Origin of the sequence: Streptosporangium sp. NPDC005286 (assembly GCF_040607515.1) — a bacterium.
GTDB lineage: Bacteria > Actinomycetota > Actinomycetes > Streptosporangiales > Streptosporangiaceae > Streptosporangium.
Map to the genome: position 1 here is coordinate 88,516 of NZ_JBEXGU010000013.1, position 10,006 is coordinate 98,521.

7 protein-coding genes and 1 pseudogene are annotated in these 10,006 nt (G+C 70.6%); 2 read left to right on the forward strand and 6 right to left on the reverse strand.

Annotated elements, in window-relative coordinates:
- Positions 1 to 4 precede the first annotated feature (4 nt).
- On the forward strand, positions 5 to 808 hold the full coding sequence (locus ABZU75_RS07885; protein WP_355550664.1) for an endonuclease/exonuclease/phosphatase family protein: 804 nt from the start codon (positions 5 to 7) through the stop codon (positions 806 to 808).
- Here ABZU75_RS07885 and cyaB read toward each other — a convergent pair.
- The 6 genes and pseudogenes from cyaB to ABZU75_RS07915 form a co-directional block, all read right to left on the reverse strand.
- Complete coding sequence (gene cyaB / locus ABZU75_RS07890; RefSeq protein WP_355550666.1) at positions 805 to 1,359, reverse strand: class IV adenylate cyclase; 555 nt, start codon at positions 1,357 to 1,359, stop codon at positions 805 to 807. The two genes, ABZU75_RS07885 and cyaB, sit on opposite strands and share 4 nt — an antisense overlap.
- A gap of 200 nt (positions 1,360 to 1,559) precedes the next feature.
- Positions 1,560 to 2,189 (reverse strand): type II secretion system F family protein, encoded by a 630-nt coding sequence (locus ABZU75_RS07895; RefSeq protein WP_355550668.1) that lies wholly within the window; start codon positions 2,187 to 2,189, stop codon positions 1,560 to 1,562.
- A 323-nt stretch (positions 2,190 to 2,512) separates the two neighbouring features.
- Entirely contained in the window at positions 2,513 to 3,217 is a 705-nt protein-coding gene (locus ABZU75_RS07900; RefSeq protein ID WP_355550670.1) for a type II secretion system F family protein, read from the reverse strand.
- A 392-nt stretch (positions 3,218 to 3,609) separates the two neighbouring features.
- Positions 3,610 to 4,737 (reverse strand): annotated as a pseudogene (locus ABZU75_RS07905) (TadA family conjugal transfer-associated ATPase); the annotation flags it as partial.
- Entirely contained in the window at positions 4,734 to 5,780 is a 1,047-nt protein-coding gene (gene ssd, locus ABZU75_RS07910; protein WP_355550673.1) for a septum site-determining protein Ssd, read from the reverse strand. The pseudogene ABZU75_RS07905 and the gene ssd, both read right to left, overlap by 4 nt.
- A 1,059-nt stretch (positions 5,781 to 6,839) precedes the next feature.
- Positions 6,840 to 7,613 (reverse strand): oxidoreductase, encoded by a 774-nt coding sequence (locus ABZU75_RS07915; protein ID WP_350958938.1) that lies wholly within the window; start codon positions 7,611 to 7,613, stop codon positions 6,840 to 6,842.
- Between the two features lie 338 nt (positions 7,614 to 7,951).
- Here ABZU75_RS07915 and acs point away from each other — a divergent pair, with 338 nt between their 5' ends.
- Entirely contained in the window at positions 7,952 to 9,937 is a 1,986-nt protein-coding gene (gene acs / locus ABZU75_RS07920) for an acetate--CoA ligase (RefSeq protein WP_355550676.1), read from the forward strand.
- The last annotated feature ends 69 nt before the right edge of the window (positions 9,938 to 10,006 follow it).

Genomic DNA, 10,006 nt, shown 5'->3' on the forward strand with positions numbered 1-10,006 from the left:
CCAGATGGTCACAGCGCTGACCGTCAACATTGGGGCCGCGTCCAGGGAGCGCGCCGCGCTGCTGCTGCGCTGGCTCACCTCCCGCCCCGAGGATATGTTCCTGCTGACCGAGACCAGCGCGGGCACCGGCACCGCCTACCTGCTGGAGCAGTTCCTGCGTGCGGGTTATGCCGTCGTCAACACGCCTGACGTCAACGGCGAGCGAGGGGCAGCGCTGGTCAGCCGGATCCCGCTGATCCAGGATCGGCGGGATCCGTTCGACCAAGTGAGCATTCCCGGCCGGGTCGCCACCGCGGTCCTCGACACGAATCCGCGGACGTGGTTTCTCAGCGTCTACGTGCCCAGCCGGGACCGCAGCGCGGATAAGACCGCCCGCAAGGAACTGTTCATCGCCTCCTTGCTCAAAGCCCTGCACGAGCTGCCCGCCGAGCAGCGCGACCACCTGGTGATCGGTGGCGACTACAACGTGATCGCCACCGACCACTCCCCCCTCCATCCGGGGTTCCTGCCGTTCGAATTCGGCCTGCTGGACACGTTGCGCGCTCAGGGGTTCGTCAACGCCTACGAGCACTGCTCACCCGAGACGCAGGCGTACAGCTGGATCGGCCGGACCGGAGCAGGCTACTGCTACGACTACTTCCACGTGGGCGCGGCCCTGGCCGACCGCATCGGCGGCTGCGCCTACCTGCACGAGACCCGCGAACTGGGCCTGACCGACCACGCCGCGGTCCGGCTGGACCTGGCCCTCGACGCCATCCGCCTGCCGTATGGGAACCTCGCCGAGCCGGACGAGATCGCGCTGTTCTAGGCCAACGCCAACGCGGCGCGGACCAGCGAGTCGTAGGTGTCAGTCGTGCGTTCCAGCTCAACACCCAGCGAGCGGGCGAAGGTGTCGAGTTCCTGCTGTACGGCGGTTCCGGATTCCTCACCGCTCACCGTACGTTCGATCTCGACGAAGATTCCTGCGTGCTCGACCTCGTCGACGCAGATCGCCATGTCGCCGAACGTCGCGGTCCGCCGGGTCTTCACGATGCGGACCGTGGGATGAAAGCCCATCGCGAGGATGGCGTGGTGCATCTGCTCCCGATCAGTGACTTCGGTCTCGTGTTCCAGGCACGCCATCGCGTTGTCCAACGGGCGCTTGATCGTAAACAGGTGCCGCTCCTGCTGTGTACGCAGCCGGGCGAACGTGGCCCCGAGCTTGCTCTGCTCATAGGTCCACCCGTTCTCGGCATACGCCTGGTCATCCTGCCGCGCCGGGGACGAGAGGAACGCCCCGCACCGGGCCAGCGCTTCTTCCAGAGCCGACAGATCGCGCACCCGGTACTTGACCTCGATCTCCCGCACCTCGTGTGTCACGTCGGCCTCCTGTGTCTGCTGTGACGCAGGGAGCCTATCGAGAGCACTCTCAGCACGACGTGAAGTCCGCGTACACGGCTGACCCGACTGCGAATGGCCGCACATACAGACGCCCCGGCAGGCCGCTACCCCGGCACGGACGGGTGTGCCGAGCAATTGATCGGCCAAGACCATATCGGCCGTGACCTTGGTGGCGGTCGTCAGGGAAGGAGCACCTCGCCGGCGAGGCCGGCCACGACGGGGATGATGCCCAGGAAGACGAACGCGGGCAGGAAACAGAGTCCCAGGGGAGCGACTGCCTGGACGCCGACCCGTTGGGCGGCCGCCGACGATGCGGCGCGGACGGCACGGCGGAAGTCGTCGGAGAGCCTGGTGAGGACGTCGGCCACCGGTGCGCCACTCGACGCGGCCCGGCTCATGGCACGGGCCAGCGGGGCGAGCGAGCGCTCGGAGGCCAGGGCCTGCCAGGCGCTCTCCGGTGCGGCTCCCAGTCTCAGCTGGCCGCTCACCCAGGCCAGTCTCTCGCCCAGTGGTCCCGCGATCGCCTCCGCCGTGACGTCGACGGCTCCGGTGATCGGCTGGCCCGCGCGCAGGCAGGCGACCATGAGATCGGCCGCCAGCGGCAGATCCGCCGTCAACCGTCTGCGTTCCTCGCGCAGTTCGGGTGACTCTCGCCGCCGCAGCACCGCCAGCGCGATCCCGGAACCTGTCGCCCCGACGACCGCTCCCGGCAGACCTCCTACGGCCAGGAACGCCGCCAGCCCCACGGCGAGGGCCGCCGTGATCTCACCCCGGCTCGGCCGCCGCCTTCCCTCCGGATCATGCACCATCCCGGCGAACGGGCCACGGGCCGCTCCCGCAGCCGGACCCCGAGCCGTCCTCGTGGACAGCCCCCGGCCTGTCCACGCAAACGAGTCCCGAGCCGCTCCCGCGAACGGGTCTCGAACCGTCCCCGTGGCCGGAAGAACCGTGGGTGCTTCGGCCTCTGGCCGTATCTTCGGAAACCCGGCCAGGTGTGCTGAGCGCCGTGCGCGGCGGAGCCGGTCGGCGGGTTCACGCCGGGCGATCCACAGCCGGACGGCGATTCCGGCGAGCACCACGGCAAGCAGAGCGATCACTTTCTCTCCTTCTCGCGAACCGGACCGCGGGGACGTCAGCCCCGCTGGGCTTGGGCGACCAGGCAACGGGTCCACCACAGGCCACAGGCGTCGAGTGCGAGGCCGGCGACCAGACAGCCGACGCCCGCCGGACCGCCGAACAGGAAGTGCAGCGGGCGCATGCCGAGGCCGGCCGCCATCAGCAGGCCGAGGATGGGCAGACCTGCCAGCAGGCGGGCCGTGGCGCGGGGTCCCGCGAGTTGGGCGGCGACGTCCTGGCGATGGCTCTGGGCCTCTCGCAGGGAGGCGGCGACACGATCGACAAGGGCGGCCAGGCCGGCCCCCGCCGTCACGCTCACCTTCCAGCAGGCGGCCAGGGCTCGGAAGGCCTCGCCTCCCTGTTCCGGCGCCACGGCCAGTAAAGCGGCGGGTACGTCACCGCCGTCCCTCGCGGCCGCGACCAGCGGGCGCAGCGCCTCGGGATCGGGAAACCCCGCCGCCCGCACGGCCCGCGCCAGCGCGTCACCGGCGGCCCGTCCCGCCGCCAGTTCGGCGGCGAGGCCCTGACAGAGCTCGATCGACGCGATCCGCCAGGCCGCCGCGCGCCGGGAGGGCCGCGAGTGAGCGGCGAACCTCTCCCGCAAAGAGGGCGAGGCGACCGGGCCACGACGGCGCAGGCGGCCCAGGCGGGCGGTGCCGGCATCCGCACCCGTCCACAGCCATGCCGCCAGGGTGACGAGAACCAGGGCGGCTGCCGTCATGACGCCGGCCGTGACATCGTTCTTGGGGCCGTTCGGGACGTCGGCTCACCGGGACTCGGGCGGCCGGCGACGTCCAGGTGCGTCTTCCGGCGAGACGGGGATGTGGGGACACCGGAACACGGGCTCGAAAGGCTTGGGGAACCCGAGGCGTCGGGAGAGGCCTCTCGTGGAAGCGCGGGAACCCGGATGTCCGGATCCGAGCCGCCGAGAGCCTCGGAGGCCGCGGTGTCCCGGTAGGAGGTGACCGGTGCAGGGCTCGTGCTCTGGGGGGCCTCGGACGGCCCGTACGACCGCGGCGGGCGGGGTGACGGGTAGGGCCTGCGGCGGGGAGCCGGCGAGGCGGGGATGCCGGGTGCTCGGGCTGCGAGGGCGGGCAGGCCGGGGCCGGGAGTCATCCGGCCGTCCGGGGCGAAGGTGAGGGCCGGTTCGGCCTCCACCAGTCCCGAGGGGCGGCGGATCATCATGCAGATCTCGGCGACCCGGCGGCGCCCGTCGGCGTGGTCGCGAGCGAGGTGGATGACGACGTCCAGGGCCGCGGCGATCTGGCTGTGGACCGCCTCCCTGCTGAGACCCGCCGCGCATGCCAGCGCCTCCAGACGGGGTGGCACATCGGTCGCGGTGTTGGCGTGCAGGGTGCCGCAGCCTCCCTCATGACCGGTGTTCAGCGCACTCAGGAGGTCCACGACCTCGGAACCCCTCACCTCACCGACGACGAGACGGTCGGGGCGCATTCGCAGGGCCTGACGGACGAGGTCACGCAGGCCGACGCCACCGGCGCCCTCAAGATTGGCCGGGCGCGCCTCCAGGCGGACGACATGGGGATGTAGTGGTCTCAGCTCGGCGGAGTCCTCGACCAGCAACAGCCTTTCACCGGGATCCGCCAGGGAGAGCAGGGCCGACAGCATGGTCGTCTTGCCGGTCCCGGTACCACCGGTGACCAGGAAGGCGAGCCTCGACTCGATCACCGCGGTGAGAACGGCGACGCTTTCCGCCCCGATCGCGCCCGCCTCGACCAGATCGTGAAGGGTGAAGGTGCGCCGGGGCGGGAGTCGTAAGGACAGGCAGGTGCCGTTGGGCGCCACGGGCGGCAGGACGGCGTGCAGCCGGACACCTCCCGCCAGGCGGGCGTCGACATAGGGGCAGGCGTCGTCGAGGCGCCTGCCCGCGGCGGAGGCGAGCCGCTGCGCGAGCCGCCGGAGCGCGTCTTCGCCGGGGAAGACGACCGAGGTCAGGCGCAGCCCGTGCCCGTCGTCGACCCACACCTCGCGCGGGCCGTTCACCAGCACGTCGGTGACCTGGGCCTCGGCCAGCAACGGCTCCAGTGGACCCGCTCCGATGAGATCGGCGCACAGGACCCGGGCCACCGCCAGAATCTCCGCGTCGCCGAGCATCGCCCGCTCGGCCCGCAGCGCTACCGCGACGTGCGCGGCACTGGGCTCGACTCCCGTCCTGGCCAGCCGTACCCGGACCGCCTCCACCAGCTCCGGCGAGACCGTCACCGCGCTCTCGGCCCGTTTCACCTGTCCGCCCCGAGCTGCTCGTGCAGGAAAGCGGCGCAGAACCGCCCGAGAGAGGTGCGACGGCCGAGTGGGGGAACGTCCCCCCGATCAAGCGCGGCGGCGAGGCGAGGCTGGTCGGGGAGGCTACCGCCGTGCGGGACGCCGAGCGAGCCCGTCACCACGTCGTCGTTCAGGACCCCGCTGCGCACAACGGCCCGCACCTCACCGGTGTGCTCGCGCAAGGAGGCCAGCACCTGTGCCGCGGCAAGCACGCCGCGCACGTCGGCGGTGACGACCAGGAGGGTGGTGCCGGCACGGCCGAGCGCCTCCACCGCGGCCTGGTCGAGGTGGCGCGGCAGGTCGACGACCACCAGCTCGAAGCCCCTGCGCCCCGCTTCGAGGACCGAGCGCATCGCCTCGGCCGGGATCGGCTCGACCTCGCCCCGGCTGAAGGAGAGCAGCGTCAGCCCCGCGAAGGTCGGCAGGGCCGCCTGGAGCGCTGTGCAACTGACCCTGCCCTCGCGGGCGACCAGGTCCGACCAGCGCGCTCCGTCGGACTCCTCCTGGCCAAGGAGGAGATCCAGACCTCCGCCAAGCGGGTCGGCGTCGATCAGGAGGGTGCGGATGCGCCGGCGGGACGCGGCCAGCGCCAGCGAGCCCGCCAGCACGCTGGCCCCGGCTCCGCCGCGCCCGCCCGCGACGCAGACCACGAACCCCGGCTTGGCGGGTGGCTCGACGACGTCTGCGAACTCGTCGACCAGCCGGCGCTCCGCGGCGGGCAGCTCCAGCACGGCCTGGGCACCGACCGCGACGCACCTGCGCCATGTGTCGGGGTCGTCGCAGGTGCGGGTGACCAGGAGAACACGGTGACGAGGTGGCGGTCCGGTCGAGGCCAGCGCGCCTGCCATGTCGTCACCGACGACGACCAGCGGAGCACGGTTCCAGTAGGGCCGGGCGTGCGCGGGCGCGTGGGCGACGTCAAGCTCGGCTCCGGCCGCGGCGGCGATGCGGAGCAGGTCGTCGAGCAGATCATGGTCTTCGGTGATGACCAGCGGGCGGTCCACTGATGCCTCCTGGGATACGGGGACCCCACCCTCCGCGACGGCTCCCCATCCCCGAGGTACCGAACGCCATACTGTGGACAGCCGGCTCCAGGGTGGCCCTGCCTGTGGAAAACCAGCGGCCAGGAGGTCGCCCCCGAAAGGAGCCGTACGAGCGCGGAAGACCTCGGACAGGCGGGCAAAGACGAACACCTCAACGGGCCTGCTCACACGTTCACGCGCCGACGCGCCACACCGAGAGCCCGCACCGAAGAGGACCTCGTACCGGGCAGGAGCCCTCCACCGCGGAGAGGGCCGGAAGGACGGTGCCACCGAGGCGGGAGTGGCGGCCGGGAAAAGAGGCGACCCCCGCCGGGGGGAGGACGGGGGTCGCCGACCGGTCCGGCTCTGGGGGGGTAGAGCCGGTCCCGTTTCAGAAGAAAGCTTCAACGGCCAACCAGAGCATGGCAAAGGATTGCGGTGGCAACCTGTACGCAGTTACTCCGGTTTGGGGAGATACAAACTCATGCTGCCCGATCAACTCAAGTTTCGTCGAGGAGTAATCCTCATTTTCCAGTAGTTTTTTTAATGTAACGATCCAGTCTCCGGATACCGCCCGACCCGGGCACACTCCCGGCACGGGCGAACCGCGACTACGTTAAGTGATCACCACCGGAGCACGACCCCGCCCGCACGGACGGCGTCGGTCGGCCTCGCGCGACGCAAGACGGCACACAGGTGGGTCTGCTGATTAATGTTCCTCGATCCGCAAAGGTTTTGCCCCTAGGGGTTCCCATCAGCGCGAATCGGACGTACAAAGGTTGCACGGACCATGTGTCCGGGCACGACCGCTGGGTACCCACGCGCCGTCAGCCGCGGGAGGCGCGTTGAAGCGGGCTTGTCCCGTTTCAACGATTATCAGGTGCACGCTTGGTAACCCGGTAGGAACGTGCCGACGACGGCGCCCCCTATCAGGGGCGCCGTCGGCTCGTGTGGACAGGTGTCCGTAATCGATGACCGCGGGTGATCGAGTATGCGCGGGCGGCGTCCCAAGCCGCCCGGCCGTCCCCGCCGGGATCGGGATCAGCCCCGCTGCATGGCCTCGCAGATCGCCGTGGCCTCGCGCACGCCCAGGGTGACCGCCGTCGCGCAGTGTCGCACCCAGGCCGCGACGCCCTCGGGGGTACCGCTCAGGTACGACCGCAGTCCCTCCCCGTAGGCCGGGCCGAGTTCGAGATGACCCACCTCGACGGCCACCAGCGATTTCGGGTCCAGGCCGAACTCCACCAGCGTCAGCCGCTCCGCCGCCCGCGCGACCAGCCCGTCCGCCGACCCGAACGGGCGCAGCACCGCCAGCTCCGCGTGCACGACGGCGGCGAGCACCAGCGCCGGCGCCTTCGAGGAGGCCGTCACCAGCTGGACGAGACCGTCCACCCGCGCCACCGCCTCCTGTGGTTCGGGCGCGGCACCAAGACCGAGCGGATCGGGCGCCTCGGCCGTGGCCCTGGGGCGGCCGAGATCCTTGGTGAGCCCGGAGGCGGCGAGCGTGTGCAGCCTGGCCAGCACCTGGCGGGGCGCCGTGCGCCAGGTCGAGCCGAGCCGCCCCAGCTCGGCCGAGACGCGCAGCGCGCCCTGCACCACCGGGTCGGTGGCCTCGGGGATGACATCGAGCGGGATGTCCACGCCCTCCAGTGCGGCTGACGCACGAGCACCGCGCAGGGCGGACCTGGCCGACACCTCCGGGCTCTTACGCCGCAGTACGCGGTGCCCGTAAAGCCGGTCGACGGCCTTGCGCGCGTCGGTGACCGCCTCGGACACTCCGGGCATTCCTGCGATGACAGCCAATGGGTCGCTCACGCTGCCCGACCCTATCGGGGCCGCTCGGCGAGACCTCGACCAGGCCGCGGGGTCACCCCCGGCGGCTCGGGAAAACCGCTGCGGAACCGTTCGCCGAGCGCATGACACCGTCCGGCGCATCACCGTGTCAATACGCATTGAATAACGCCGTCTACATTCCTACGGTGTCGAAAACACAACATTTCCAGAGTGGCCGTTTCCACAAAATCAAGCGTTTTGAAGGCCTATGAGGCCTTGTCACCGATTGGTACAGACCTGTCTAGACCTCTTGTGGCGAGCACCGGTGGCCTGGTGAAGTGGGACACGACCAGTCGATAGCAGTACGTGAGGAGTGCGTAGTGGCCCCGGAGACCCCTGGTTCCGAGTCTCGTGAGACCCAGGAGACGCTGTCGAACCTGCTGAACGAGACCCGGCGGTTCGCACCTCCCGCAGGCCTGGCCGCGGCCGCGAACGTGACCGCCGACGCCTATGCGGAGGCCGAGCAGGATCGCCTCGCCTTCTGGGAGAAGCAGGCCGACCGCCTGACCTGGTCAAAGCGCTGGGACAGTGTCCTTGAGTGGAACCCGCCTTTCGCCAAGTGGTTCGTCGGCGGCGAGCTCAACATCGCCTACAACTGCGTCGACCGCCATGTGGAGGCCGGTCACGGCGACAAGGTCGCCTACTACTGGGAGGGTGAGCCCGAGGGCGACAGCCGCACACTCACCTACGCCGACCTGCGGCGCGAGGTCTCCAAGGCCGCCAACGCGCTCTCCGAGCTGGGCGTCGGCAAGGGTGACCGGGTCGCGATCTACATGCCGATGATCCCCGAACTGCCGATCACGATGCTGGCCTGCGCCCGGATCGGAGCGATCCACTCGGTCGTGTTCGGCGGGTTCTCCTCCAGCGCGCTCAGCGGCCGGATCAAGGACGCGGACGCCAAGATCGTGGTCACCGCCGACGGCGGCTACCGTCGCGGCGCGCCCAGCGCGCTCAAGCCGACCGTGGACGAGGCGGTCGCGGAGTGCCCCGGCATAGAGCACGTCCTGGTCGTGCGGCGGACCGGCCAGGAGGTCGGCCAGACCGACAAGGACGTCTGGTGGCACGACGTGGTGGACCGGCAGTCCGACGTCCACGAGGCGCTGCCGAACGATGCCGAGGATCCGCTCTACATCCTCTACACCAGCGGCACGACCGGTAAGCCCAAGGGCATCCTGCACACCACCGGCGGCTACCTCACCCAGGCCGCGTACACCCACGACGCGGTCTTCGACCTCAAGCCCGACACCGACGTCTACTGGTGCACCGCCGACATCGGCTGGGTGACCGGCCACTCCTACATCGTGTACGGCCCGCTGGCCAACGGCGCGACCAGCGTCATCTACGAGGGCACTCCGGACACCCCGCACCGCGGCCGGTTCTGGGAGATCGTGCAGAAGTACGGGGTCACGCTGCTCTACACCGCCCCGACCGCCATCCGCACGTTCATGAAGTGGGGCGACGACATCCCCGCCAAGTACGACATGTCGTCTCTGCGGATCCTGGGCAGCGTCGGCGAGCCGATCAACCCCGAGGCGTACGTCTGGTACCGCGAGCACATCGGCGGCAACCGTACCCCGGTCGTCGACACCTGGTGGCAGACCGAGACCGGCGCCATCATGATCAGCCCGCTGCCCGGCGTCACCGAGGGCAAGCCCGGCGCGGCCATGCGCCCGCTGCCGGGCATCACCGCCGACGTGGTCGACGACCAGGGCCGAAGCGTCGGCAACGGCGGTGGCGGCTACCTCGCGATCCGCGACCCGTGGCCGTCGATGCTCCGCACGATCTGGGGCGACGACCAGCGCTACATCGACACCTACTGGTCCCGCTTCGAGGGCATGTACTTCGCGGGCGACGGCGCCAAGAGGGACCAGGACGGCGACATCTGGCTGCTCGGCCGGGTGGACGACGTCATGCTCGTCTCCGGGCACAACATCTCCACCACCGAGGTCGAGTCGGCGCTGGTCTCCCACCCGAAGGTCGCGGAGGCGGCCGTGGTCGGGGCGACCGACCCGGTGACCGGGCAGGCCATCGTGTCGTTCGTGATCCTGCGCGGCGATGCCGTGGAAGGTGCGGACATCGCCGCCGAACTCCGCGCCCACGTGTCCAAGACACTGGGCCCGATCGCGAAGCCCCGCCAGATCCTGGTGGTGCCCGAGTTGCCCAAGACCCGCTCCGGCAAGATCATGCGGCGTCTACTGCGCGACGTGGCGGAGAACCGCAGCATCGGCGACGTCACCACCCTGGCCGACAGCACGGTGATGAACCTCATCTCGGAGAAGCTGCCCAGCGCCAAGGGCGAGGACTGAGCGAACCGGAGGCCCCGGGTGGACCAGGACCCCTGGCCCCCCCGCGGCCCCCGCCCCCCTCCCCGCCGC

What these genes read in the sequence shown, in the direction of transcription:
- ABZU75_RS07885 (WP_355550664.1), top strand. Translation starts at nt 5, where the DNA reads ATGGTCACAGCGCTGACCGTCAACATTGGGGCCGCGTCCAGGGAGCGC.
- ABZU75_RS07895 (WP_355550668.1), bottom strand. Translation starts at nt 2,189, where the DNA reads ATGGTGCATGATCCGGAGGGAAGGCGGCGGCCGAGCCGGGGTGAGATC.
- ABZU75_RS07900 (WP_355550670.1), bottom strand. Translation starts at nt 3,217, where the DNA reads ATGACGGCAGCCGCCCTGGTTCTCGTCACCCTGGCGGCATGGCTGTGG.